Origin of the sequence: Paraburkholderia sp. 22099 (genome assembly GCF_052045835.1) — a bacterium.
GTDB lineage: Bacteria > Pseudomonadota > Gammaproteobacteria > Burkholderiales > Burkholderiaceae > Paraburkholderia > Paraburkholderia terricola.
This window is the reverse complement of the sequence record NZ_JBQEPU010000001.1, coordinates 391,633-415,450: the sequence shown is the minus strand read 5'-3', so window position 1 is coordinate 415,450 and position 23,818 is coordinate 391,633. Positions and strand designations below refer to the sequence as shown.

Genomic DNA, 23,818 nt, shown 5'->3' with positions numbered 1-23,818 from the left:
GCGCGGTTAGAATACGCGCTGCCGGTAAGTCCAAGGATTACAAACAATGAAGACCACCTTTCTGGATTTCGAACAGCCGATCGCTGAACTCGAAGCGAAGATCGAAGAATTGCGCTTCGTGCAGGACGATTCGGCCGTCGATATTTCGGAAGAGATCGAGCGGCTGTCCAAGAAGAGTCAACAGCTCACCAAGGATCTGTACGCGAACCTCACACCCTGGCAGGTTTCGCAAATCGCCCGCCATCCGCAACGCCCGTACACGTTCGACTACGTGAACGAGCTGTTCACCGACTTCCATGAGTTGCACGGCGACCGCAATTATGCGGACGACCTGTCGATCGTCGGCGGCCTCGCGCGTTTCAACGGGCAGGCCTGCATGGTGATCGGCCACCAGAAGGGGCGCGACACCAAGGAGCGCGCGCTGCGCAATTTCGGCATGCCGCGTCCCGAGGGCTATCGCAAGGCGGAGCGTCTGATGCGTCTTGCCGAGAAGTTCGGCTTGCCGATCTTCACGTTCATCGACACGCCGGGCGCGTATCCCGGCATCGGCGCGGAAGAGCGCGGCCAGTCCGAAGCGATCGGCCGCAATCTGTACGTGATGGCTGAGCTGAAAACGCCGCTGATCGCCACGATCATCGGTGAGGGCGGTTCGGGCGGCGCGCTCGCGATCGCCGTTGGCGACAGTGTGCTGATGCTGCAATTTTCAACATATTCTGTGATCTCGCCGGAAGGCTGCGCGTCGATTCTGTGGAAGAGCGCCGCCAAGGCGCCCGAGGCGGCGGAAGCGCTCGGCCTGACCGCGCATCGTCTGAAGGCGCTCGGCCTGATCGACAAGATCGTCAACGAGCCGCTCGGCGGCGCGCATCGCGATCCGAAGGGCATGGCCGCCATGCTGCGCCGCGCACTCGCCGACTCGCTGCGCCAGTTCCAGGGCATGAGCATCAACGACCTGCGTCAACGCCGTTTCGAACGGCTGATGTCGTACGGCAAGTTCAAGGAAACGACGCCGGGTGCCTAAGCCCGCGCGCGTTCACTTTCGGCGCTTCGCGCGCTAACGACGTGACCTCCACCGCCGACTCTCCCGCCGACCGCCTCGTTCTCGATGCGGTCGGCGTTGCGCTGTCCGCGTTGCCTGCAAGCGCGCGCATCGCGGTGGCGTTGAGCGGAGGCGTCGATTCGAGCGTGCTGCTCGATGCGGTTGTGCGCGTGGCCGGCGCGTCGCGTTGTGTGGCGCTGCACGTGCATCACGGCTTGAGCGCGCGCGCCGACGAATGGCTCGCGCATTGCGAGGCGTTCGCGCGCGAGCGCGGCGTCGAATTCGAGGCTCAGCGCGTCCAGGTCGCGCACGATTCGGGCGTGAGCGTCGAGGCCGCGGCGCGCGATGCGCGTTATCGTGCGCTGGACGCCATGTGCGCGGCACGCGGTATTCACTCGCTATGGCTCGCGCAGCACGCGGACGATCAGGCTGAGACCGTCTTGCTGCAACTGCTGCGGGGAGCGGGCCTCGCGGGTCTCGCGGCGATGGCGCCGGAGTACTTGCCGGCGGGTGCGTCGGCACTGCGCGTGCGGCCTTTGCTTCATCTGCTGCGCGCGCAACTCGAGCAGTATGCGAACGCTCGCGCGCTGCGCTGGATCGACGACGAATCGAACGCGGATACACGCTACGCTCGCAATGCATTGCGCCATGAAGTGACGCCGACGCTGGCCGTCCACTTTCCTGGTTTTCGCGATGCGCTTGCACGCACGGCGGCGCATGCCGCGTCGGCGCAGCGTCTGCTCGACGCGCTCGCGCGCATCGACATGGAGACGGCGTCACGCGACGAAGGCCGCGCGCTCGCGCACGACGTGCTGCTCGCGCTCGACGACGATCGCGCGCTCAACCTGATGCGTTACTGGATGCGCACGCTAGGACTCGTGGCCGCGTCGAGCGCGCGAGTTGCCGACGCGCTGCGTCAACTGCGCGAAGTGGGTGAAGCGGGCGAAGGGCATAGTCTGCGGATCGATCACGCGGGTCATGCGTTGCGCAGTTATCGCGGCCTCGTCTATTGGGAAGCGGGCGATAGCAGCGAACCCGCCGACGAAACCGCGCTCGCCGCGCGTGCCGTGAGCGAACTAGCGTGGCAAGGGGAGGCGGCCTGGCGCTTGCCGCAATGGCGTGGCACGTTCGTGTTCGCCGATGCCGCTGCTCCTACCGATGCCGCGGCAACTCAGGACGACACCGACACGATTCCCACAAGCGTTTTGCGCCGCGCTGTGTTGAGCGTGCGCCCGCGCAGTGGCGGTGAGCGCATGCGCAAAGGCGCTTTACCGGACGCGCCGAGCCGGACCTTGAAGAACCTGTTCCAGGAGCGCGGCATTCCCGCGTGGAAACGCGACGTGCCACTGCTTTACGTCGGCGACGAATTGCTGTTCGTGCCCTTGCTCGGAGTCAACCGCGCGGCCTTGCCTGAAGACGCGAACGTGGCTGAACCGCGCGTCACGATCATGTGGCGCGAAGACCTGCTGCTTGCCTGACCGGCCGGTCGGACATCCCGGTTGTCGCTGCGACGGATCCCGAAACAGGGCGCAAAACCGCATGAAATAAGCCTTTGCAGCCCGTATTCCGAGTCTCGCGACGGCCGTTTCGGCTTGTCTTTTTACGCCCGATCGGGTACTTTAGCTTGTTTGCCCGGCCCGCTTTTGCCGTCGCTTTTGTCGTTTTGCCGATCGTGTTGCGTAGTTTCCGGTAAGCCATTAGCGATCATTCACGGGCAAATCCGCGCGTGCTGCACGCGCGCTGCATCTACGCCGCCACACACTTTGCCGTCGTTCCAGAAACGTTGCGCTGTCGTGCTTGTGTGCGGTCGTCTCCAGCGCGCCAGCGCGGTTTCTCCTCCAGTTCAGAACGACAATGGCACTCATCGTACATAAATACGGCGGCACCTCGATGGGCTCGGTCGAGCGCATCAAGAACGTCGCCAGGCGCGTAGCGAAATGGCACAAGGCCGGCCACAAGATGGTCGTCGTGCCGTCGGCAATGTCCGGCGAAACGAACCGCTTGCTCGGTCTCGCGAAAGAAATCACCGGCCAGCCGAGCCCGCGCGAACTCGACATGATCGCCGCCACCGGCGAGCAGGTCAGCTCCGGTCTGCTCGCCATCGCGCTGCAGGAAGCCGGCGTCGAGGCGGTCAGCTACGCCGGCTGGCAAGTGCCGGTCAAGACGGATAGCGCGTTCACTAAAGCGCGCATCAGCGAAATCGACGGCGAGCGCGTGCTGCGCGATCTCGACGCGGGCAAGGTGGTGGTGATCACGGGCTTTCAGGGCATCGACCCCGACGGTCATATCACCACGCTCGGCCGCGGCGGTTCGGACACGTCGGCGGTCGCGGTCGCGGCTGCGTTGAAAGCCGATGAGTGCCTGATTTATACGGACGTCGACGGGGTCTACACGACCGACCCGCGGGTGGTGGAAGAAGCGCGTCGCCTCAATCGCGTGACGTTCGAAGAAATGCTGGAAATGGCCAGTTTGGGTTCAAAGGTGCTGCAGATCCGCTCGGTGGAATTCGCCGGCAAATACAAGGTTAAGACGCGCGTGCTGTCGAGCCTGACCGATCCGCTGATACCGCTCGACGCTGAAATGAAGTCGGGCACCCTGATTACTTTTGAAGAAGACGAGACCATGGAAAAAGCAGTCATCTCGGGCATCGCGTTTCAGCGCGACGAAGCTCGCATCGCCGTGATGGGTGTGCCCGACAAGCCGGGCATCGCGTATCAGATTCTCGGTCCGGTGGCGGACGCGAATATCGACGTCGACATGATCATCCAGAACCAGAGCGTCGAAGGCAAAACGGCTTTCACGTTCACGGTCGGCCGCGGCGACTATCAGCGCGCGATGGATATCCTCACCGGCCAGGTGAAGGGTCATGTGCAGGCCGAGCAGGTGCTGGGCGACCCGAAAGTGTCGAAGGTTTCGGTGGTCGGCGTCGGCATGCGTTCGCACGTGGGTATCGCTAGCACGATGTTCCGCACGCTGTCGGAAGAGGGCATCAACATCCAGATGATTTCGACCTCCGAAATCAAGATTTCGGTGCTGATCGACGAGAAGTACATGGAACTCGCCGTGCGCGCGCTGCATAAGGCATTCGAACTGGATCAGGCGTAATTTGCCGGCAACCGCGAGGCGCACGAACACGCCGCTTTGGTGGTTTCTGCGGTGCGCGCGGCCAATGTGAACGAATTGCGTTGGCGGTGACGAATCTGGCACGAAAACTGTGCGGTAGACATTGACCTTCGCGGTTCGGCCCGCTATTATCTTGGCTTCGTCGCGCTGACTCCCTGCGCGACCGAAAGTTTGGGAGACGTGGCCGAGAGGTCGAAGGCACTCCCCTGCTAAGGGAGCATCTGGGCCAAAACCTGGATCGAGGGTTCGAATCCCTCCGTCTCCGCCAAAGCGGAACAAAAAGCCCCGTAAGTCTAACCGCTTACGGGGCTTTTTCCTTTTGTGGTCCGCCGATGGGTTCCATCAGTTCGGCTGGTGCTGTAAAAAATAAAGCGTCCCTTCGTTGCCGACTCAGCGCTGCCCGGTAACAGACATTACAATCCCGTTCCATTAACCCGGGGGCACAAAATGAAAATCGCGATTATCTGTCTCGCCTTGTGTTTGAGCGGTTGCGCTAGCTGGAGCAAGCAACCGACCATTGGCGGATATTCGGTCGGCATTTGCTGCGTCAGCAACTGACGACAGCCTGAGCGGGAAAATAGCGCGTGGACAGCGTTGGAGGATGACGCGGTTTCGTCACTTCCCGCCGTGCTTCGCCTGCCACCGTTGCATGAACGCGATTTCATCATGCTGCGCCTTGATGATGTTCTTTGCCAGGCGCCTCAGCTCGGGATCCTTGCCATATTTCAACTGCACCTTGGCCATCTCGATGGCGCCTTCGTGGTGCGGAATCATATGCGACACGAAGTCCTTATCGGCATCTCCGGTATAGGGCGGCGAGCTCATCTTCGCCATCATCTCCTTGTCCGCTTTCTCGAAGGCCGAGGTCGAGGAATTCGAGCCTGCATCCGCGGAGGCGGACATATCCATCCCGTGCATCGATGCGCCTTGTTGCGCGGAGACGGAAAATGTCGCGACGCCGAATGCCAGGCCCATGCAAAGAGATACGGTGCGAAGGACGTAAAGCTTTTTCATCTTCAAACTCCTTGGATGAGTCATTTTCAGCACGCGTGGCGCTGATGCCGATGCTACGCGCCGAGCGTCGGATGAAATCCCGCCTCTTCGATCACGGCGAGCAGACGCTCGGGTGGCAACGCCGAATCGATTTTCACGACTTTGGCGGCGACATCGATCTCGAGCTTCGCTGCGGGATCGGCATGAGTGACCGCGCGGGTGATCGAATTGGCGCATCCGCCGCATGACATGTCCTTCACCTGGAATTCCATTTTTTTGCTCCGGTAATCAAACAGAACACTCAGTTTGAACCTTCCCACGACGGTAAAGTCAAGCAGCCGCGCGCGTCGCATTCAGACCGCAATCTCCCGCCGAAAATACAGCGTGAAGGTCGTGCGATCAACTGAACTCGCGACGTCGACCTTGCCGCGATGCAATTCCATGATCGACTTGACGATGGCAAGACCCAAGCCCGCATTGCGCGCCGAACCGTGCCGCGCGGCATCGACCCGATAGAAGCGCTCGAAAATCCGGTCGGCATGTTCCTGAGGAATCGCCGGCCCATGATTGGCGACTTCGATCGCGACATATTTCGGCGAATCGTACAAGCTGAGTTCAACCGCGGTCCCGGCAAACGCATGGTCGAGCGCGTTCGATATCAGGTTGCTCACTGCGCGGCGCAAGAGCGTCGCGTCCGCGAACAGCCGAGCGTTCCCTTGCACGACGAAATGCACACCCGCTTCCTCGGCGAGTCCCTGGAAATAAGACGCGAGCCGGCGCAATTCGCTTTCGGCGTCGAGTTCCACCATCTTGATGTGCTGCTGCGCGTTGTCCGTGCGCGCGAGAAACAGCATGCTCTCGATCATCCGTTGAAGCCGCTCGCATTCCTCGATATTCGAGTCGATGAGCGCTTCGTATTCGTCGGTGGTTCGGGGGCGCGACAACGTGATTTGCGACGAACTGATCACGTTGGCGAGCGGTGTGCGCATGTCGTGCGCGAGGTCGGACGAAAACTGCGAGAGACGCACGAACGCGCGTTCGAGACGGTCGAGCATGCGATTGACGGAGAACGCGATGTCCTGAAGCTCGATCGGTCCTCCCTGAATATCCAGCCGCTCGCTCAGATTGTGAGCCTCGATGCGCGAGGTTTGCCTCCCGATGCTTTTGACCGGTGAAAAGCCGCGCCGCGCGACCGCATAACCCAACGCGCCGACCAGCGCCGCCCCGACCGCGACCGCCAGCCAGATGTCGATCCGATAGCTTTCCAGGAGCGATTGCCGTTCGGCGGCCGCGCGAACCAGCAGCACGTGAACCGATTCGCCGGACGGCAGCGTTTCGTCGGCGAATACGCAGCGCGCCGGACCGATGCCGGCCGGCCCGCAGGTGTACGGTTCGTTCGCACGATGCGCGGCGGGCGCAAGCCAGAGGTTCGCCGACGGCTCGTCGGAATGCTGAAGGAGGAGCGTGCCTCGCCGGTCGAAAATGGCGAGATAGACGCCCGGATGAGACAGCAACACCTCGTGGAACACGGACGGGTTACCCCGCAAGGCCCGAGTTGAACCGGCGTCTCGCGCCAACTGTAGAAACTGGCTGAGCTTGCCGGTGATTTCGATGTCATCGCGTCGTTGCAACTCGGTCGACAGCGCGTTGTACAGGAATGCACCCGTCAGCGCGAACACCACGATCGCGGCGGCGGAGAAAGCGAGCGTCAACCGTTTCAGCAACGAATAGGAACGGGGCGAACGACGGCCGGCCACCGTCGTCACGAGCGGTCCTCGAGCACATAACCCATGCCCCGCACGGTGTGCAGCAGTTTCTTGTCGAACGAGTTGTCGATCTTGGCGCGCACGCGTTTCACGGCTACGTCCACCACGTTGGTGTCGCTGTCGAAGTTCATGTCCCAGATCTGCGACGTGATGAACGTGCGCGTGAGCACCTCGCCCTGGCGTTCGGCCAGCAACTGAAGCAGCGCGAACTCCTGGGCGGTGAGGTCGATGCGAGTGCCTCCCCGATGGACCCGGCGCTTGATCAGATCCACTTCCAGGTCGGCAATGAGCAGCACGTCGCGCGCGCCACGCGGTGCGCGTCGCAACAGCGAGCGGATGCGAGCGAGAAACTCCGCATAGGCGAAGGGCTTCGAGAGGTAGTCGTCGGCGCCGAGTTCGAGGCCTTCGACCTTGTCTTCCACCGTGTCTCGCGCCGTCAGGAGCAGAACGGGCGTTTGCTTCTGTTCCCGCAGCCGCTTGAGCACCTGGAAACCATTCAGCTCAGGCAGCATCACGTCGAGCACGATCAGATCGAAGTCTTCGTGCAAGGCGAGAAAGAGGCCGTCCTTGCCATTGTCGGCGAGGTCGACCGTGTAGCTTGCCTCCGTCAGCCCCTTGCGGAGATAGGACGCCATTTTCGGTTCGTCTTCGACTATGAGTATCCGCATGGCAGGTGGTGGTGTAGTAGGTATGTGCCGGTCGCCGGTCGCCGGTTCCGACACGACGAGTCTAGTGCACGCAGCGTAGTGGGCGAAAGGTGGATCGAACATGGCGGCAAAATGACAGTTTGTTCATCTTCGATCGAGTCTGAAAATTTGGTCATGTTGCAGCCATGCCGTCGTCACGCTGACGCAATTAAGCTTCGAGGCGTATCTGCGTTGAGCCGTTGCCGCTTTTCCTGCGCGACGGCCGTATCAGCACCGATTCCAGCCTTACGGCCCTCCCAAACTGCGTGCTAGACTCCATTTCCATGTCGTATTGGCGCAAACTCTTCGTCATCGTGCTGCTCATGCTAAGCCTTCCGGTTCAGGCGTTCGCGGCCGTCTCCCTGAAATGCGAGTCATCGCATATCAGGAGCGAAGTTGCGCCCATGCAGCATGCCGAGATGGACGCCCCCGCTCACGATCATCATATGCATGAGCTGACGATGGCCGACGGCGGCGATCACGACGATCACGGCCACCAACACCGCGGCGCGCCTCATGCGCACAGTTGCGGGACCTGCGCGTCCTGCTGTCTGGGCGTCGGCTTGCTTGCGCTTCCCGCCGTGGCGGCGCCCGCCGGCATCGCTCACTTCGCGGTTCCTCTTCCTCCCTCGGTCCACGTCGCGTCGTTTCTGACGAGCGGCATCGAACGACCTCCCCGCATCTCCCTCGTCTAGCCCTTCGTCGCGGCCTCGGCTGCGATGCGCAATTTCGTCCTGAAGGCCGTGCTTCGGCCATCCAGGTGACTGACGACGAGAAAAAATCATGCGAATGTTTATCGCGGCGCTGCTCGGCGCGGCGGCATTGTTGCCGGCGCTCGTGCAAGCCGACACCCCACATCCTGACCCGTCCGACGCCTTCGCGTCGGTGCCGGCGCTCAGCACGCCGTCCGTCTTTGCGGACTATCGGGCCTACCGGGACGAACCTGCGCCCAGCTGGCAGGAACTCAATCGCGCGGTGATGAATTCATCGGCGATGAAAGGGATGAACCACGGCGCGAAGCCGGCCGCCGGCGCCGGGGCCAGTTCCAACGAACGCGGCAACGACGGCGAACACAAAGAACACAAACCACCCAGCGAACACGAACACAGCACCCACGAGGGACCGGCCAAATGAGCTCGCCACTTTTTTCGGGCGGCCGCATCGCGGCGCTCGCCGTTGCGCTGACCTTGCTTGCCGGCTGCACGACATTTTCGAAAGACGGCGGCTTCAATACCGTATCGACGACCGCCTCCGAACGTCTTGCGAAAGACGCGGTGCTGGTGAAAACCGACGAGGACCGGGACGCCGTCGCGAAGCGAACCCAGGAACTGCTGGCCAAGCCCTTGAGCATGGACGACGCGGTCCAGATCGCGTTGCTGAACAACCGCGGCTTGCAAGCCTCCTACGCGGAGCTCGGCATTTCGGAGGCTGATCTCGTGCAGGCCGGACGTCTGCCGAATCCCGGTTTCAGCTTCAGCCGCACGCACGGCGGCAACGAACTGAGCATCAGCCGCACGTTCACGCTCGGCGTGCTGGGCGTCCTGACGCTGCCGCTCGCGACGAAGATCGAGAGCCGCCGCTTCGAACAGACGAAGCTGCTCGCCGCGGACGCGATGCTCAAGGTGGCCGCCGACGCGCGACGAGCCTACATCGGCGCGGTGGCCGCCGAGCAGGCCGCGGCCTATGCCGCGCAGGTGAAGGATTCGGCGGAGGCCGGCGCCGAGCTGGCGTTGCGGATGCAACAGGCGGGCAACTTCAGCAGGCTCGACTACGCTCGCGAGCAGGCCTTCTATGCGGACGCCGTCGCGCAACTGGCGAAAACGCGGCAGCAGTCGGTGTCCGCGCGCGAAAAGCTCACGCGCACGATGGGTCTGTGGGGTCCCGGCACGCAGTACGCGCTGCCCGAGCGCCTGCCCGATCTGCCGAAAGCGCGCCCCGAGTTGAACGACCTGGAAAGCTTTGCGATGCAAAACCGGCTGGACATCCAGGCGGCGAAGCTGCAAACGCAGAGCGTCGCGTCCTCGCTGGGCTTGAGCAAGGCGACGCGCTTCATCAATGCGCTGGACGTCGGGTATCAGAACAACTTCACGACTTCCGACGGCCGCGAGCAAGGCTACGAGATCAGCGTCGAGATTCCTCTTTTCGACTGGGGCAGCTCCAAGGTGGCGCGGGCCGAGGCGATTTACATGCAGTCGGCCAATCGCGTCGCCGAAACTGCGATCAACGCACGCTCGGAGGTCCGCGAATCGTATTCGGCCTACGTGACCGATTACGACGTGGCCAAGCACTATCGCGACGAGGTCGTGCCGATCCGCAAAACCATTTCCGATGAACTGATGCTTCGCTACAACGGCATGCTCGCGAGCGTGTTCGAACTGCTCGCCGATTCGCGTGACCAGGTCGGCGCGGTGAACAGCTATATCGATGCGCTGAAGGACTACTGGCTCGCGGAAACCGACTTGCAGCAGGCGGTCGGCGGCCGTTTGCCGCCGCTCGCGGTGGCTTCGGCGCAATCAGAACAAGCCGCGCCAGCGGCGCCGGCGGCGCAACCCGCGTCGTCCACACATTCCGAAGGTAAATGACATGCTGTCACGTCGAAATTTTCTTGGCGGCTCGGGGGCCGCGCTGTTGGGCGCGGCGCTCGTCAGCAAGGCCGGCGCGGCCTCGCTGCCCGAAGCGCCCATCATGAGCAAAGCCACCACGCAGCCGCCGCTCGCGCCGCCGAATGGCCGTCCGTACACGCCGGTGGCCACGCTGAACGGCTGGTCGTTGCCGTGGCGCATGAAGAACGGCTGGAAGGAGTTCCATCTGATCGCGGAGCCGGTGGTGCGCGAAATGGCGCCGGGCATGAAGGCGAACCTCTGGGGCTACAACGGCCAGGCGCCGGGCCCCACCATCGAGGCGGTGGAAGGCGACAAGGTTCGCATCTTCGTGACCAACAAGCTGCCGGAGCACACCACGGTTCACTGGCACGGGATGCTGCTGCCCTCGGGCATGGATGGCGTCGGCGGCCTCACGCAGCCGCATATTCCGCCGGGCAAGACGTTCGTCTACGAGTTCCAGCTGGAGAAGCACGGCACCTTCATGTACCACCCGCATGCCGACGAGATGGTGCAGATGGCGATGGGGATGATGGGCACCTTCATCGTCCATCCGAAAGACCCCGGCGTCATGCAGGTGGACCGCGACTTCGTGTTCATCATGTCCGCGTACGACATCGATCCGGGCAGCTTCACGCCGCGCGTGAACGAGATGACCGACTTCAACATGTGGACCTGGAATTCGCGGGTCTTTCCGGGCATCGACCCGTTGCCGGTGCGTGCGGGAGACCGCGTGCGCATCCGCTTCGGCAATCTGACGATGACCAATCACCCGATCCACCTGCACGGCTATCACTTCGAGGTCGCGGGCACGGACGGCGGCTGGATTCCGCCTGCCGCGCGCTGGCCGGAGGTCACGGCCGACGTCGCGGTCGGCCAGATGCGCGCCATCGAATTCACGGCCAACCGTCCCGGCGACTGGGCGTTTCACTGCCACAAGTCGCATCACACGATGAATGCGATGGGCCATCAGGTGCCGAACCTGATCGGCGTGCCGCAAAAGGATCTCGCCAAACGCATCAACAAGCTCGTGCCGGACTACATGGCAATGGGCAGCACGGGCGGCGCGATGGGCGAGATGGAAATGCCGCTGCCCGACAACACGCTGCCGATGATGACCGGCACCGGCCCGTTCGGTCCGCTGGAAATGGGCGGCATGTTCACGGTCGTGAAGGTTCGCGAGGGACTGGGGCGCAAGGATTATCGCGACCCCGGCTGGTATCGGCACCCGAAGGGAACGGTTGCTTACGAATACACCGGCGAGTTGCCGGATAGCTGATTTTTTGTGTCGCCGGACCGGGCGGTCCGGCTCAACTTTTCATTTCAACGCAGGAGAAAGAGTGATGAAGAACGTATTGGCATCGATTGCGCTTGGCTGCGCATTGGCCGTTTCCGCATCGGCCTATGCGGCCGGCGACATGGGCAACATGGACATGGGCGGCAGCGCCGCGAAGCAGGGCGGCGACGCGAAAGCGGGGATGTCGCACGGAGAGGTCAAGAAGGTCGACACGTCGGCCGGCAAGCTGACCATCAAACATGGCCCGCTGGACAATCTGGGCATGGACGCGATGACGATGGTGTTCAAGGTCAAGGACCCCGCCATGATTTCGCAGGTCAAGCCCGGCGACAAAATCGACTTCGTGGCTGAGGAAGTCGACGGCGCGCTGACGGTGGCGAAGCTGCAAAAGAAGTAAGGATTCGCAGGGTGCCCCGTCACAGGGGCTACGCCTATTTCGATCATCAGGATGCACAAGAACATGAACATATTCACTCGCAAACAACTACTCGGACTGGCCACGGCGACCGCCGTCGCGTTCGTGCCCACGGCGGCGTTCGCGCACGGCAAGCTGGAGAGCGCCGTGCCCGCGTCCGGCAGCACCGTCGATGCGGCGCCCGACGCGCTGCGGCTCACCTTCAACGAAGACCTGGAGGCCACCTTCAGCACGGTGAAGGTGTCGGACGCGAAGGGCGCGACCGTGAGCAAGGAGAAGGCCAAGGTCGACGCGGCGAATCCGCGGATGCTGACCGTTGCGCTGCCGAAGCTCGCGTCCGGCACTTACTCCGTGCAGTGGGCGGTCATGACGCAAGACGCCCACAAGACCAAGGGCACGTACGCGTTTCAGGTGAAGTGATGAACGACGGTCTCCTCGGCGTCCTGCGGCTCGCGTTCGTTGCGTTGCAAAACCTCGGCTTTGCGGTTGTCGTCGGCGTGATGCTCAGCGACCGATGGCTCGCGCGCAGCACGTCCACGTGGCAGGTGGGCGTGAGCCGGCGGCTCGTCGGCGCATTGCGTATCGCGTCTGTCAGCACACTGCTGTCCAGTACGTTTGCCTTCTGGATTCATTGCGCGTTGATGAGCGAGTCCACGCTTGTCGAAGCCTGGCCCGCGGTGCGCTCGATGCTCGTCGAGACCGGGTTCGGTCACGCATGGTTCGCCGGGGCCGTGCTCATGTCATGCGTGGTGGTTCTTTCGTTTATGCAGACCGGCAAGTCGATCCGCTTCGTGCCGGCAATCTGGCTGGCGCTGGCGGGCGTCGCGCTGGCCCGCAGCAACGGCGGACATCCTGTGGATGCCGGCGCCTTCAGTCTGCCGGTATGGGCGGACTGGATCCACCTGCTTGCGATCAGTGCGTGGGTCGGGCTCGTGCTGGTGACCACGTATATCGTCGCGCCACGTTTCTTTAACGCGCCGGGCAGCGAGCGCGTGAATAGCGCCGCGTATATCCAGTCCCTGTCGGATGCCGCGACGCTTGCGCTGGTTGTTCTGTTTATCACGGGCGCCTATAACGGCTGGCGCGGCGTCCGGTCGCCGGAGGGACTGCTCGAGTCCGGCTATGGGCAGATGCTCATGCTGAAACTCGCGCTGGTGTTCGTGGCGGCCGCCCTCGGCGGGCACAATCGTTTCTTCGAGATGCCGACACTGCTCGCGTCGCTGAAGAATGTCTCGTCCGCCTTGCCGGTGAAGCCTTTGAAACGCTTCGCCGCGGTGCTGCATGTCGAGTCGGTGGTGTTGGCCGGTGTGCTGGTCGTGGCTGCGGTGCTGGTTTCGAGTCCGCTGCCCGGCGCGTCGTAGTTCGTTTCAACGCGTTTTTTGTTTCACGTCCACGCAGATGGTCATCGCCGCCGGGTCGATGAAGGCCGCATGTATTCCTTGATCGGCCCGAGGTACGGCCATCTTTTACGGGACCCGAGGGCATGATCTCGGGTCCTTTTTTTTGCGCCGCGCACGACGGGCTCGGTGCTATCGGCCGATCGACATCGACTGACGTTGGCGCGGCGAACGCCTTGTTGTTCGGATGACCAAATAGTCATTTCGCCGTCACCGGTCGTTCAGACGCCGCACTCCAGAATGGAACCTGTTCGGAATCAACTCTTACCGGTTCCGCGTCGTTCAGGAGAAAAGTAACCATGTCGTCCAAATCCATCTCTATCGTTGCCGCGCTGATTGCCGCAACGCTCGCCACGTCCGCGTTCGCTGATGCCGACCACGACTACCCTAAAGCCTCGGTTTCGACCGCGTTGCCGCCGGCGAGCAGCGCGAGCCCGTCGTCATCGAATGTGACGACCGCGATCACTCCGGTTGCCCAGGCGCCGCGAGGAAAGACCCGGGATGAGGTCTTGCAGGAACTGATTCAAGCGCGGCGCGCGGGGTTGATCCCGTCCGGTGGCGCCGACTATCCGCCGAGCGAAGCAACGATTGCGCGCAATCTGGCGCGACTGGAAGCGGCGCCTCAGAAGTGGGCCACTCAGCCGTAAGGCCATTCGCGCGATACAGTCGCCGCGCAACGGGATGATCCCGGCGGCGCGGCACTGACAATTCGTTGAGCCAGGTCAAATTGCGCAGGCGGGGGCGATCGCAGCATGGAGGGTGCAAGCATCGGCCAACGCACGGCATATCCAAACCGCATGCCCCACTGTTTGGTCTATCATCGAAATGCCGACAGAACACTGGAGAAACAGAATGCGCAAGGTATGGCGGGTCCTGGCTGCGCTGCTTGCGCTAAGCCTCGCGGGTTGCGGCTACAACACGCTGCAAGTTCAGGATGAACAGATCAAGGCGAGCTGGTCGGAAGTCGTCAATCAGTACCAACGGCGTGCGGACCTGGTGCCGAATCTGGTGAACACGGTCAAGGGCTACGCGGCCCAGGAACGGGACGTGCTCATCCAGGTGACTGAAGCACGGGCTCGCGTCGGCTCGGTTCAGGCTACCGCCGAGGTGCTCAACAATCCCGAGGAATTCGCGAAGTTCCAGGCCGCCCAGGGCCAACTCACTTCATCGCTCTCGCGGCTACTGGTTGTCTCGGAGAACTATCCCCAATTGAAATCGGACGCGAATTTCCGCGATCTGCAAGCGCAACTGGAGGGCACGGAGAACCGCATCACCGTCGCCCGCAACCGGTACATCCAGGCGGTCCAGGCCTATAACGTCACCATTCGGTCGTTCCCCTCCAATCTCACGGCGAAGGCGTTCGGCTATCAGGAGAAGCCGAACTTTTCGGTCGCCAACGAGCAGGAAATCGCCAGGCCGCCGCGGGTCGACTTCAGCGCCGCGCCGGGTAAGGCTCAGCCGGCGTCGGGAGCCGCCAATTGAATGCGCTCAAAGCCCTCATGGCGTTGCTGATCGGCGTCGCGCTGTGGGGCGCCTCGGGGGCGATGGCCGAGGTCGCGGTGCCGCCCTTGACGGCACGCGTCACCGACCAGACCGGCACGCTCACCCGCGAGCAGGCAGGCGCGCTCGAACAGACACTGCAGGCCTTCGAAAGCAGGAAGGGCACGCAGATCGCGGTGCTGATCGTGCCCACCACCGAACCGGAGACCATCGAGCAATATTCGATGCGCGTGGTCGAGCAATGGAAGCTCGGGCGCAAGAAGGTGGACGACGGCGCGTTGCTGATCGTCGCGAAGAATGACCGCGCGCTGCGCATCGAGGTGGGTTATGGCCTCGAAGGCGCGCTCAACGACGCGGTCAGCAATCGGATCATCAATGAAATCATCGTGCCGCGATTCCGCCAGGGCGACTTCTATGGCGGCATCAACGCGGGAGTCGATCAGATGATCCGGGTGGCCGACGGCGAGTCGTTGCCGCCCCCGCAATCCCGCAACGCGGGTGAGCCGCCCAACATCTGGCGCTATGCGCCGGTTATCTTCATGGTGGCGATCGTGTTCGGCGGCGTGCTGCGCGCCATGTTCGGACGCTTGCCCGGCGCCGCGGTCGCGGGCGTCGGCGTGGCGGTGATCACCTGGCTGTTGGCGGCCGGCCTTCTCGCGACGATCGCGGCCGGCGTGATCGCCTTCGTGTTGACGCTCACCAGCGGCGGGATCGGAAGCTACGTCGGCGCATACGGTCTCGGGCGTCGTGGCGGCGGGTCGGGGCGCGGCGGCCGCGGCGGCGGATTCGGCGGCGGCGGCGGCGGTTTTGGCGGCGGTGGCGCGTCGGGCAGGTGGTGAGATGAACATCCAGCGAATCCTCAAGCATCTCTTGACCACCCATGCGAAGGTCAACGCGGCGTTTTCTCGTGACACGCTGGCCGCGATCGAAGAGGCGATCAAGGCATGCGATGCGCAACACGCCGGCGAGGTCTGCTTCGCCATCGAAGGCGCGCTGCCGAGCCTCGCGCTCTTCAACGGGCAATCGGCGCGGGACCGTGCCGTGGAAGTGTTCTCGCAATTGCGCGTCTGGGATACCGAGCACAACAACGGCGTGTTGATTTACGTGCTGCTTGCCGACCGCGACGTCGAGATCGTCGCCGATCGCGGCGTGCATGCGAAGGTCGGTGAAGTGCAATGGCAGGCGGTTTGCCACACGATGGAAGAGGCTTTCCGCCAGGGAGCCTACCGCGACGGAGCGATCGGCGGGATTCAGGCGATCGCGCAGCTTCTGAAGCAGCACTTTCCCGCGCAGCGCGACTTCATAAACGAATTGCCGGACACGCCCGCGATATTGTGATCGCGCTGCCGCTGCCGCTGCCGCTGTCGCTGTCCCTCGCGCGGTAACGGTCGGCCGCCGGCGCGGGCAGCCCGAATCAGAAAATCAGAACCGGTCGGCGCGCACGAGCGCAGCGAGCCTCGCTCGTTCCTGCGCCACGTCGGCCGTCTGCTGTTGCGGCCAGTCGAGCACCACGCCGTCGTCGAGCGATTCGCGCACCAGCGACGAATAATCCCATTTGTGCAGCTTCCCGGATTTCATTGCATCGGCGACGTCATGCCTGAGTGGCACAGGGAAGCTCGCGTAGGCCGCCGAGAGCGCCGCGTACTGACGCGCGTCGATTTCGGCGGATGAATGAAACAAGGCCCAGCTCACGACGGCGATGATCGCCATCAACGGCACTACGGTGTAACGCAGGATGAATTTGATAGGTGTCATGCGGTGATGTGTTGCGAAGCTACTGGGAAATGACGATGTCCGACGTGCGCCTCGATCACGGCGGAACAGGCGCGCGTTGGGCACGAAGCGCGGTGAGGATGCCCCTCAGAATGTCGATGGGCGGCGGCGGACAGCCGGGGATCGTCACGTCGACGGGAAGAAGCTTCGAGAGCGGCCCGCACACCGCGTAGCTGTCCTTGAACATGCCGCCCGTGCACGCGCATTCGCCGACGGCAACGACCAGTTTCGGATGAGGCGTCGCCTCGTAGGCCTGCCATACCGCTTCCTTCATGTTGAGCGTGAGCGGACCGGTGACGAGCAGCATGTCCGCATGACGCGGGCTTGCGACGAAGCGAATGCCCAGGCCCTCGATGTTGTAATAGGGATTGTTGAGCGCGTGGATTTCGAGCTCGCACCCGTTGCAGGAACCCGCATCGATCTCGCGGATGCACAGCGCCCGGCCGAGCACGTCGAGGATGTCCTGCTGAAGCCGCCGGCTTTCCGTGCGCCACGCGTCGTCGCCTTCGGGCACGCGCAGCGTTGGCGTGTCGGTTCTCGCCATCTGTTTGATGAGTTGCCACATTACAGGTCGTGCCCCGCGTAGTTCAGATTGAACGACTTGTTGATCAACGGGAAATCGGGAACGATGTTGCCGATGATCGCATGCTCCAGCGCGGGCCAGTTCTGCCACGACGGGTCATGGCAGTGGCAGCGCGCGATGGTGCCGTCGCCGGCGGTTTCGAGTGCGACGAACACGTCGCCGCGCCAGCCTTCTATCCAGCCCACGCCACGCGCCGGCGTGGCCTCCGGTTCGATTGCCGCTGAAATCTCTCCGTCCGGCAGATCGGCGAGCAGCGCGTGGATGAGCCGGATCGACTCATGGATCTCGCCGAAGCGGACCATGACGCGGGCGGCCACGTCACCCCGTTCGTCGCTGATCACGCGCACCTGAACTTCATGATAGGGCGCATAGGGATGATCGGCCCGAACGTCGATCTTCCGACCGCTGGCACGCGCGGCGAGTCCGCAGACGCTGAAGTGCTCCACCACTTTCGCGGCAAGGATTCCCGCGCCCGCGAAGCGATCCTGCAGTCCCGATTGATCGTCGTAGATACGCTGCATCACGCGGACCTGCGCGTCGATCTGATCGCACTGCGTTTGCAGCGCCGCGACGGCGCGTGCATCGATTTGCGCCGCGATGCCGCCGGGGACGATCTGGTCCATCAGATAGCGGTGCCCGAAGACGCGGTGGTTCAGCCGCAGCCAGTCTTCCTTCAAACGGGAGAACTGCGCGAGGCCGTATGCGAATCCGGCGTCGTTGCCGAGCGCGCCGAGATCGCCCAGATGATTGGCGATGCGCTCGCGTTCGAGCAGCAGCGCACGCAGCCATTGCGCGCGCGGCGGAATCAGCACGCCGAGCGCCCGTTCTACCGCCATGCAATACGCCCATGAGAACGCGACGGTCGAGTCGCCGGCGATCCGGCCCGCGAGACGATGCCCGAGCAGCAGAGGCGTTTGCTGGAATAAACGTTCGATGCCTCGGTGCGCGTAACCCAGGCGCTCCTCCAGTCGCAGCACTTTCTCGCCGACCACTGAAAAACGGAAGTGCCCCGGCTCGATCACACCCGCGTGGATCGGACCCACGGCGATCTCATGCACGCCGTCGCCCGCGACCGCCACGAACGGATAGTCCGCTTCGCGCGACTCGAACCGTTCGGTCCCGGAATGCAGCTTCCGCAGCGGATGATAATCGGCGGGCCAGTTGCCATGATTGAGCCACGGCCTCGCGTCCCCGGCGTTTATCGCACGCAGTCCCAGCAGATCGTGCACGGCGCGTTGCATGCGCACCGCGCACGGAAAGATCGGCGAAAGGTCCGGGTAGCCGCCCTCGATGCCGGGCGTCGATGGAAGCGGCAGTTGAACCCACAGGAGGCCGTCTTCCACTGCATAGGCCGCGGAGATCGCGAACGAGCCCGCCGCCTCCTCGGCGCCCCACAACGAAATCAGACGGCCGCCTGTTGCGCGCGCCGTCGTGGCGGTGCGGGTCCACGTGTCGGCGTCGACGCGCGCGAGAAACGCCGACGACTTGCCCGCGAACCCGGCCAGGCGGACGAGATTGGCAAGACCGAATGCCTCGATGCGCATGTGTTCACCCCGCGATCATGGCCGCCGCCTGCCGATACCACGTCGCAAGATAAGGCGGAATGTAGAGTCCCAGCATCAAGCTCATGCCGAGATGGACGAACACCGGCAGCAGCGCCGGCGGATGTTCAAGCACCTTGGCCGTGGTGTCGCCGAACACCATGCCCTGCACGCGCACGAAGATGGCCGCGAACGCCACGGCCAGTCCGAGCAGCAGGAAGGGCGTGGCCCACGGCAGCGTGCGCATCGCCGTGGTGAGAATCAGGAACTCGCTCGCGAACACGCCGAACGGCGGCATGCCGAGAATCGCGAGCGTGCCGAGCATCATGCCCCAGCCGACAGTCGGGCTCACGCGCAACAAGCCGCGGATGTCGTCGATCGCCTGGGTGCCGGCCTTTTGCGCCGCGTGTCCGACGGTAAAGAAGATCGCGGACTTCACGAGCGAATGCACCGTCATGTGCAGCAGTCCCGCGAACGTTGCGATAGGACCGCCGAGCCCGAACGCGAACGCCATCAAGCCCATGTGCTCGATCGACGAATACGAAAAGAGCCGCTTGACGTCTTTCTGCCGGAACAGCGAAAAAGCGGCGATCAGCACCGAGACCAACCCGAAGCCGACCAGCAGATGTCCCGGCAGGCCGTTCTGCAATGCGCCATCGGCCAGCACCTTGCAGCGCAGCACCGCATACAGCGCGACGTTGAGCAGCAGCCCCGACAGCACGGCCGAAATCGGCGTGGGTCCTTCGGCGTGCGCGTCGGGCAGCCAGTTGTGCATGGGCACGAGGCCGACCTTGGTGCCGTAGCCGATCAGCAGGAACACGAACGCGAGCGAAATGATGGTCGGGTCGAGACTGCTCTTGACCGCGTTCAGACTGGTCCAGAGCAGCGCGTCGCCGCCGCCCAGTTGCCGGCTCGCGGCGAGGTAGAGCAGGATCGTGCCGAACAGCGCCTGCGCGATGCCGACGCCGCACAGAATGAAGTACTTCCACGCGGCTTCGAGGCTTGCCGCGGTGCGATAGACGCTCACCAGCAGGACCGTCGCGAGCGTGGCCGCTTCCATCGCGACCCACAGAATGCCCATGTTGTTGGTGAGCAGCGCGAGCAGCATCGCGAAGATGAACAGCTGATACATGCTGTGGTAAAGACGCATGCGCGGGGCCGTCATCTTGCCGCGGTCGCGCTCGATGCGCATGTACGGCCGTGAAAAGATCGACGTGGTCCAGCCGACGAAGGCCGTCAGCGCGACGAGGAACACGTTGAGCGGATCGACGAAGAACAGCTTGCCCAGCGCGAACGCCGGCCCGTGCGCCACGGTTTTCGCGGCGAGCAGCGCGGCCGCCGCGAACGTGAGGAAACTGAAGCCGACGTTGAGTTCCGCCGCGACATGATGCTGGCCCACGAGCGCAAGACAGACGCCCGCCAGAAGCGGGATGGCGAAAACCAGCAGCAGGACCCAGGCTTCAGTCATCTTTTAGTTTTTCGAGGTGGTGAATGTCCAGGCTGTCGAACTGCTCGCGAATCTGGAACATGAACACGCCGAGGATCAGGATGCCCACCAGCACGTCGAGTCCGATGCCGAGTTCGACGATCATCGGCATGCCGTTGGTCGCCGCGGCGGCGGCAAAGAACAGGCCGTTCTCCATCGATAGAAAGCCGATCACCTGAGGAATCGCCTTCGCCCGCGTGATCATCATCATGAACGACAGCAGCACGCAGGCGAGCGCGATGCCGAGCGTGCCGCGCGCCACCGACGAGGCGAGCTGGCTGACCGGCGAGGCGACGTTGAACGCGACGATCACGAGCACGATGCCGATCAGCAGCGTGGCGGGAATGTTGAGGAGCGACTCCACGTCCGTCCTGACGTTCAGGCGCTGCACGAGCCGATAGAGTATCCAGGGGATCAGGCCGACCTTGAGCACGAGCGTGAGCGCCGCGGAGATGTAGAGGTGCACGTCGGCGGTCACGTATCCGAGGATCATGTTCGCCGACACGAGCGTCACGCCCTGCAGCGTATAGAGGTGAATCAGCGACAGGATGCGGCGTTGGCTGAGCATCGCGAACGACAGCAGCAACAGGATCGCGGCCAGGAAATTGATGATCTGCGTGGCGAATCCGTGCATCACGCCCCCAGCAGAAAGTGAACCAGCATGCCGATGACGGCCAGCAGGAACGCCGTGGCGAGAAACTCCGGCACGCGGAAAATGCGCATCTTGGCGTTGGTCGTCTCCACGATCGCGAGTGCCGCGCCGCCTATCGACAGCTTGACGAAGAGCGTCGGTATCGCGAGCAGCAGCGCCAGCGGACTGCCGGCCTCCGCGATGCCCCAGGGAACGAACAACGCGAGGCCGATGCACGAGTACGCGAACAGCTTGAGGCTCGCGGCCCATTCCATCAGCGCGAGATGCCGGCCGGAATATTCGAGGATCAGCGCCTCGTGGATCATCGTGAGTTCGAGGTGGGTGGTCGGATTGTCGACCGGCAGGCGCGCGTTCTCCGCGAGCGACACCATCGTGAACGCGATGCCCGCGAACGCGAGGCTCGGATAGATCGCCAGTTCGCGATGGCTGAGCGTGGCGACGATGCGGGTCAGCAAGGTCGACTGCGTGATCAGCGACGCCGAGAACAGCACCATCAGCAGGGCCGGCTCGGCCAGAAAGCCGACCAGCATCTCGCGGCGCGCGCCGAGCGTGCCGAACGCGGTGCCGATGTCCATCGCCGCGAGCGAGATCGCGACGCGCGCCAGCGCGAACAGGCCCACCAGGGCGATCGCATCCGCGGCGGGCGAGAGGGGCAGATCGGTGGAAAGCGTCGGCACGATCGCGCAGGCGAGCGTCATGCAGGCCCAGACGACATACGGCGCGCCGCGGAAAATCGGGCTCGCATGTTCGGCGACGACCGACTCCTTGTTGAACAGCTTGTGAAGCATCCGGTAAGGCTGCCAGATGCTCGGCGCACGGCGGTTCTGCAAGCGCGCGCGGCAGATGTTGATCCACCCGGTCAACAGCGGCGCTGCCGCGAGCGCGAGCAGGATTTCGAGGCCCTGGGAGAGCAATCCGGAGAGCGTGATCATCGTCTCACCAGCATCAGCAGGACGATCAGCACGAGAAAGCTGTGCATCAGATAGACGGCGATGCGGCCCGTCTGAAGCAAGCCGGCCAGCGCCGCGATGCGCTTGATCAGCCGTTCGAGCGGCTCGTAAATCAGCGCCCACGCGCGATCGGTCACGCTCACGCTGTATATCGGCTGGCTGTCGAATGGCGAAGGCAGCCGCCGTTCGATCCTGAAGAGCGGCGCGAAGATTTCCCGGATCGGCTGCCCGAAGCCTTCCGCCGTGTCCTGCATGCGCGCGGTCCCGAACGGATAGCCGCAGGCCCAGGGCGCGGCCCGCCGCAGGCGCCCATGGTAGAGACGCCGCACCAGCAGCCACGCGAGCGCGCAACAGGCAAGGAAGAACAGCAGGAACACCGCCGGCATGTAGCTGGCCCGGTCCACGCTAGTGGGCGCGAGCAGCAGCCAGCCATTGCGTGCGACGGCCGGCCCGATGCCGGCGTCCACCAGCATCCGCGTGACGCGGTCCAGAACGGCCACGAATTGCACCGGCAGCAGTCCGAGCAGCACGCATATCGCGGCCAGCCATGCGAAGCCGACCCGCTCCCACGGCGTGGCGTCGCGGGCCTCGCTCAGCTTCGCCTCGCGCGGCTGGCCGAGAAAGACGATGCCGAAGAACTTGACCATGGTGTAGCCCGCGAGCGCGGCCACGAGCGCGATCAGCGCGGCGACGAGCGGCACCACCATGTTCAGGAACGGGTCCGGCAAACCCGGCGTGAACAGGAAGCTTTGCAGCAACAGCCATTCGGAGACGAAGCCGCTCAACGGCGGCAGCCCCGCGCTGGAAAGCGCGCCGACGAGCGCGGCCCATGCGGTCCAGGGCATGAAACGGATCAGGCCGCCGAGGCGCCCGAGATTGCGCTCGCCCGTGGCATGAAGCACGGAACCGGTGCCGAGAAACAGCAGACTCTTGAAGGCGGCGTGGCTCGCGATCTGATAGAGCAGGGCTGTCAACGATAAGGCGGCGAGCGCCGTCATTCCGTACGCGCGAAACAGGATCGCGAGCCCCATGCTGACGAACATCAACCCGATGTTGTCGATCGACGAGTACGCCAGCAGGCGCTTCATGTCCGTCTGAATCGCGCTGAACACGACGCCGAAGAGCGCGGAGAAGAGCCCGAGTATCAGCATGAGCACGCCCCACCAGGCAATCTGCACGTGCAGCAGATCGAACACCGTGCGCAGCACGCCGTACAGCCCCGCCTTGAGGACGAACCCGCTGAGCAGCGCCGAGACCGGCGAGGGCGCCGCCGGATGCGCCTCGGGCAGCCAGACGTGCAGCGGGACAATGCCCGCCTTCGTGCCGAAGCCGAACAGCGCCAGCACAAACGCGACCGACGCCCAGAACACGTCCAGATGCTGCGCGCGCATGTTGGCGAACGTGTAGTCGCCGGTATTGGCTTGCAACAGGCCGAAGCACAGCAGCAGCGCGAGCGCGCCGACGTGCGAGATCAGGAAGTAGAGCCAGGCCGCCCGGCGGATGTCGGCGAAGCGGTGGTTGGTCATGACGAGGAAGGTGGCCGATACCGTCATGGTTTCCCATGCCACCATGAAGCAATAGGCATCGTCGGCGAGCAGGAGGAGCGCCATGCTCGCGAGGCACACGTGATATTCGAAGCACAGCAGGCCCGGCGGCGTGCCCTCGCCCTTGCGGAAGTAGCCGGCGGAGAAGGCGCTCACGCCCGTGCTCACCACGCCGAGCACGCACAGGAAATAGGCGGACAGGCCGTCGAGCCGAAGATGGAAGGGCAGGTCCGGCAGCCCGAGCGGCAGGACGATCTGCCGGGGACCGGCAAAGACGCCCGCGAGGCCGAGCCCGCACAGCAGCAGCCCGAACACCGCGCCGGCTGGAAACAGCCCGTGCGCCACCACGCGGGTGCGGCGCAGGCTTGCCAGCCCCGCGACCCCGATGACGAGCCAGCCCGCGATCACGAGCAGCACGTAGTGGATGACCAGCGGGGTGAACTGCGCGTGTTCCATCGACGTTGTCTCCAATACCG

General features: G+C 63.8%; 25 protein-coding genes and 1 tRNA gene. 15 read left to right on the top strand and 11 right to left on the bottom strand.

Features of this window, described 5'->3' with window-relative positions:
• Positions 1-46: 46 nt before the first annotated feature.
• The 4 genes from ACTJLC_RS01920 (at position 47) to ACTJLC_RS01905 (ending at position 4,427) form a co-directional block, all read left to right on the top strand.
• The gene (locus ACTJLC_RS01920; RefSeq protein ID WP_007181378.1) at positions 47-1,018 is read left to right on the top strand and encodes an acetyl-CoA carboxylase carboxyltransferase subunit alpha; all 972 of its coding nucleotides are present in this window, start codon (positions 47-49) and stop codon (positions 1,016-1,018) included.
• Between the two features lie 41 nt (positions 1,019-1,059).
• The gene (gene tilS / locus ACTJLC_RS01915) at positions 1,060-2,514 is read left to right on the top strand and encodes a tRNA lysidine(34) synthetase TilS (protein ID WP_073427617.1); all 1,455 of its coding nucleotides are present in this window, start codon (positions 1,060-1,062) and stop codon (positions 2,512-2,514) included.
• Positions 2,515-2,890: 376 nt separating this feature from the next.
• Positions 2,891-4,141, top strand: a complete 1,251-nt coding sequence (locus tag ACTJLC_RS01910; RefSeq protein WP_073427618.1) for an aspartate kinase — start codon at positions 2,891-2,893, stop codon at positions 4,139-4,141.
• Between the two features lie 192 nt (positions 4,142-4,333).
• Positions 4,334-4,427 (top strand) — tRNA-Ser (locus ACTJLC_RS01905).
• 347 nt (positions 4,428-4,774) lie between these two features.
• Here ACTJLC_RS01905 and copM read toward each other — a convergent pair.
• From copM to ACTJLC_RS01885, 4 genes are all read right to left on the bottom strand, one after another.
• Positions 4,775-5,173: a CopM family metallochaperone gene (gene copM, locus ACTJLC_RS01900; protein WP_327083062.1), complete on the bottom strand. Its 399-nt coding sequence runs from the start codon at positions 5,171-5,173 to the stop codon at positions 4,775-4,777.
• A gap of 53 nt (positions 5,174-5,226) precedes the next feature.
• On the bottom strand, positions 5,227-5,424 hold the full coding sequence (locus ACTJLC_RS01895) for a heavy-metal-associated domain-containing protein (RefSeq protein WP_073427706.1): 198 nt from the start codon (positions 5,422-5,424) through the stop codon (positions 5,227-5,229).
• An 81-nt stretch (positions 5,425-5,505) separates the two neighbouring features.
• Complete coding sequence (locus ACTJLC_RS01890) at positions 5,506-6,918, bottom strand: heavy metal sensor histidine kinase (protein WP_374710262.1); 1,413 nt, start codon at positions 6,916-6,918, stop codon at positions 5,506-5,508.
• Positions 6,915-7,586 (bottom strand): heavy metal response regulator transcription factor, encoded by a 672-nt coding sequence (locus ACTJLC_RS01885; RefSeq protein ID WP_073427619.1) that lies wholly within the window; start codon positions 7,584-7,586, stop codon positions 6,915-6,917. The genes ACTJLC_RS01890 and ACTJLC_RS01885 overlap by 4 nt, the downstream gene beginning before the upstream one ends.
• A gap of 302 nt (positions 7,587-7,888) precedes the next feature.
• Here ACTJLC_RS01885 and ACTJLC_RS01880 point away from each other — a divergent pair, with 302 nt between their 5' ends.
• The 11 genes from ACTJLC_RS01880 to ACTJLC_RS01830 all read left to right on the top strand — a co-directional run bounded on the left by ACTJLC_RS01880 (position 7,889) and on the right by ACTJLC_RS01830 (position 16,151).
• A complete protein-coding gene (locus ACTJLC_RS01880) occupies positions 7,889-8,299 on the top strand; it encodes a hypothetical protein (RefSeq protein WP_073427620.1) in 411 nt (136 codons plus the stop codon).
• 94 nt (positions 8,300-8,393) lie between these two features.
• Positions 8,394-8,738 (top strand): hypothetical protein, encoded by a 345-nt coding sequence (locus ACTJLC_RS01875; protein ID WP_310129111.1) that lies wholly within the window; start codon positions 8,394-8,396, stop codon positions 8,736-8,738.
• Positions 8,735-10,186, top strand: coding sequence for a TolC family protein (locus ACTJLC_RS01870; RefSeq protein WP_073427622.1), 1,452 nt, complete (start codon positions 8,735-8,737; stop codon positions 10,184-10,186). Before ACTJLC_RS01875 ends, ACTJLC_RS01870 begins: the two co-directional genes overlap by 4 nt.
• A gap of 1 nt (position 10,187) precedes the next feature.
• Positions 10,188-11,483, top strand: coding sequence for a copper oxidase (locus ACTJLC_RS01865; RefSeq protein WP_073427623.1), 1,296 nt, complete (start codon positions 10,188-10,190; stop codon positions 11,481-11,483).
• Between the two features lie 64 nt (positions 11,484-11,547).
• Positions 11,548-11,898: a copper-binding protein gene (locus tag ACTJLC_RS01860; RefSeq protein ID WP_073427624.1), complete on the top strand. Its 351-nt coding sequence runs from the start codon at positions 11,548-11,550 to the stop codon at positions 11,896-11,898.
• Positions 11,899-11,961: 63 nt separating this feature from the next.
• On the top strand, positions 11,962-12,336 hold the full coding sequence (gene copC / locus ACTJLC_RS01855; RefSeq protein ID WP_073427709.1) for a copper homeostasis periplasmic binding protein CopC: 375 nt from the start codon (positions 11,962-11,964) through the stop codon (positions 12,334-12,336).
• Complete coding sequence (locus ACTJLC_RS01850; RefSeq protein WP_073427625.1) at positions 12,336-13,277, top strand: copper resistance D family protein; 942 nt, start codon at positions 12,336-12,338, stop codon at positions 13,275-13,277. Before copC ends, ACTJLC_RS01850 begins: the two co-directional genes overlap by 1 nt.
• Positions 13,278-13,612: 335 nt before the next feature.
• A complete protein-coding gene (locus tag ACTJLC_RS01845; protein WP_073427626.1) occupies positions 13,613-13,960 on the top strand; it encodes a DUF4148 domain-containing protein in 348 nt (115 codons plus the stop codon).
• Positions 13,961-14,165: 205 nt separating this feature from the next.
• Positions 14,166-14,795: a LemA family protein gene (locus ACTJLC_RS01840; RefSeq protein ID WP_073427627.1), complete on the top strand. Its 630-nt coding sequence runs from the start codon at positions 14,166-14,168 to the stop codon at positions 14,793-14,795.
• Complete coding sequence (locus ACTJLC_RS01835; protein ID WP_073427628.1) at positions 14,792-15,652, top strand: TPM domain-containing protein; 861 nt, start codon at positions 14,792-14,794, stop codon at positions 15,650-15,652. The genes ACTJLC_RS01840 and ACTJLC_RS01835 overlap by 4 nt, the downstream gene beginning before the upstream one ends.
• 1 nt (position 15,653) lies before the next feature.
• The gene (locus ACTJLC_RS01830) at positions 15,654-16,151 is read left to right on the top strand and encodes a TPM domain-containing protein (RefSeq protein ID WP_073427710.1); all 498 of its coding nucleotides are present in this window, start codon (positions 15,654-15,656) and stop codon (positions 16,149-16,151) included.
• 84 nt (positions 16,152-16,235) lie between these two features.
• On the opposite strand, the gene ACTJLC_RS01825 is transcribed toward ACTJLC_RS01830, so the two are convergent.
• From ACTJLC_RS01825 to hyfB, 7 genes are read right to left on the bottom strand one after another with little or no spacing between them, the layout of a single operon-like run.
• Positions 16,236-16,568, bottom strand: coding sequence for a hypothetical protein (locus ACTJLC_RS01825; RefSeq protein ID WP_073427629.1), 333 nt, complete (start codon positions 16,566-16,568; stop codon positions 16,236-16,238).
• A gap of 55 nt (positions 16,569-16,623) precedes the next feature.
• Complete coding sequence (locus tag ACTJLC_RS01820) at positions 16,624-17,151, bottom strand: NADH-quinone oxidoreductase subunit B family protein (protein ID WP_073427630.1); 528 nt, start codon at positions 17,149-17,151, stop codon at positions 16,624-16,626.
• Positions 17,151-18,713: a hydrogenase large subunit gene (locus ACTJLC_RS01815; protein WP_073427631.1), complete on the bottom strand. Its 1,563-nt coding sequence runs from the start codon at positions 18,711-18,713 to the stop codon at positions 17,151-17,153. The genes ACTJLC_RS01820 and ACTJLC_RS01815 overlap by 1 nt, the downstream gene beginning before the upstream one ends.
• Before the next feature lie 4 nt (positions 18,714-18,717).
• Positions 18,718-20,178, bottom strand: coding sequence for a hydrogenase 4 subunit F (locus ACTJLC_RS01810; protein ID WP_073427632.1), 1,461 nt, complete (start codon positions 20,176-20,178; stop codon positions 18,718-18,720).
• The gene (locus tag ACTJLC_RS01805; RefSeq protein ID WP_073427633.1) at positions 20,171-20,830 is read right to left on the bottom strand and encodes a formate hydrogenlyase; all 660 of its coding nucleotides are present in this window, start codon (positions 20,828-20,830) and stop codon (positions 20,171-20,173) included. The genes ACTJLC_RS01810 and ACTJLC_RS01805 overlap by 8 nt, the downstream gene beginning before the upstream one ends.
• Entirely contained in the window at positions 20,830-21,780 is a 951-nt protein-coding gene (locus ACTJLC_RS01800; protein ID WP_073427634.1) for a respiratory chain complex I subunit 1 family protein, read from the bottom strand. The genes ACTJLC_RS01805 and ACTJLC_RS01800 overlap by 1 nt, the downstream gene beginning before the upstream one ends.
• The gene (hyfB, locus tag ACTJLC_RS01795; RefSeq protein WP_073427635.1) at positions 21,777-23,798 is read right to left on the bottom strand and encodes a hydrogenase 4 subunit B; all 2,022 of its coding nucleotides are present in this window, start codon (positions 23,796-23,798) and stop codon (positions 21,777-21,779) included. The genes ACTJLC_RS01800 and hyfB overlap by 4 nt, the downstream gene beginning before the upstream one ends.
• Positions 23,799-23,818 lie beyond the last annotated feature (20 nt).

Excerpts from the sequence above, each read along its gene's own strand:
- ACTJLC_RS01895 (WP_073427706.1), bottom strand. The coding sequence starts at position 5,424 with ATGGAATTCCAGGTGAAGGACATGTCATGCGGCGGATGCGCCAATTCG.
- ACTJLC_RS01870 (WP_073427622.1), top strand. The coding sequence starts at position 8,735 with ATGAGCTCGCCACTTTTTTCGGGCGGCCGCATCGCGGCGCTCGCCGTT.
- ACTJLC_RS01810 (WP_073427632.1), bottom strand. The coding sequence starts at position 20,178 with ATGACTGAAGCCTGGGTCCTGCTGCTGGTTTTCGCCATCCCGCTTCTG.
- ACTJLC_RS01805 (WP_073427633.1), bottom strand. The coding sequence starts at position 20,830 with ATGCACGGATTCGCCACGCAGATCATCAATTTCCTGGCCGCGATCCTG.
- ACTJLC_RS01865 (WP_073427623.1), top strand. The coding sequence starts at position 10,188 with ATGCTGTCACGTCGAAATTTTCTTGGCGGCTCGGGGGCCGCGCTGTTG.
- ACTJLC_RS01850 (WP_073427625.1), top strand. The coding sequence starts at position 12,336 with ATGAACGACGGTCTCCTCGGCGTCCTGCGGCTCGCGTTCGTTGCGTTG.
- ACTJLC_RS01815 (WP_073427631.1), bottom strand. The coding sequence starts at position 18,713 with ATGCGCATCGAGGCATTCGGTCTTGCCAATCTCGTCCGCCTGGCCGGG.
- ACTJLC_RS01910 (WP_073427618.1), top strand. The coding sequence starts at position 2,891 with ATGGCACTCATCGTACATAAATACGGCGGCACCTCGATGGGCTCGGTC.
- hyfB (WP_073427635.1), bottom strand. The coding sequence starts at position 23,798 with ATGGAACACGCGCAGTTCACCCCGCTGGTCATCCACTACGTGCTGCTC.
- ACTJLC_RS01860 (WP_073427624.1), top strand. The coding sequence starts at position 11,548 with ATGAAGAACGTATTGGCATCGATTGCGCTTGGCTGCGCATTGGCCGTT.
- ACTJLC_RS01880 (WP_073427620.1), top strand. The coding sequence starts at position 7,889 with ATGTCGTATTGGCGCAAACTCTTCGTCATCGTGCTGCTCATGCTAAGC.
- ACTJLC_RS01920 (WP_007181378.1), top strand. The coding sequence starts at position 47 with ATGAAGACCACCTTTCTGGATTTCGAACAGCCGATCGCTGAACTCGAA.
- ACTJLC_RS01885 (WP_073427619.1), bottom strand. The coding sequence starts at position 7,586 with ATGCGGATACTCATAGTCGAAGACGAACCGAAAATGGCGTCCTATCTC.
- ACTJLC_RS01830 (WP_073427710.1), top strand. The coding sequence starts at position 15,654 with ATGAACATCCAGCGAATCCTCAAGCATCTCTTGACCACCCATGCGAAG.
- ACTJLC_RS01800 (WP_073427634.1), bottom strand. The coding sequence starts at position 21,780 with ATGATCACGCTCTCCGGATTGCTCTCCCAGGGCCTCGAAATCCTGCTC.
- ACTJLC_RS01820 (WP_073427630.1), bottom strand. The coding sequence starts at position 17,151 with ATGTGGCAACTCATCAAACAGATGGCGAGAACCGACACGCCAACGCTG.
- ACTJLC_RS01840 (WP_073427627.1), top strand. The coding sequence starts at position 14,166 with ATGCGCAAGGTATGGCGGGTCCTGGCTGCGCTGCTTGCGCTAAGCCTC.
- copM (WP_327083062.1), bottom strand. The coding sequence starts at position 5,173 with ATGAAAAAGCTTTACGTCCTTCGCACCGTATCTCTTTGCATGGGCCTG.
- copC (WP_073427709.1), top strand. The coding sequence starts at position 11,962 with ATGAACATATTCACTCGCAAACAACTACTCGGACTGGCCACGGCGACC.
- ACTJLC_RS01825 (WP_073427629.1), bottom strand. The coding sequence starts at position 16,568 with ATGACACCTATCAAATTCATCCTGCGTTACACCGTAGTGCCGTTGATG.
- ACTJLC_RS01875 (WP_310129111.1), top strand. The coding sequence starts at position 8,394 with ATGTTTATCGCGGCGCTGCTCGGCGCGGCGGCATTGTTGCCGGCGCTC.
- ACTJLC_RS01845 (WP_073427626.1), top strand. The coding sequence starts at position 13,613 with ATGTCGTCCAAATCCATCTCTATCGTTGCCGCGCTGATTGCCGCAACG.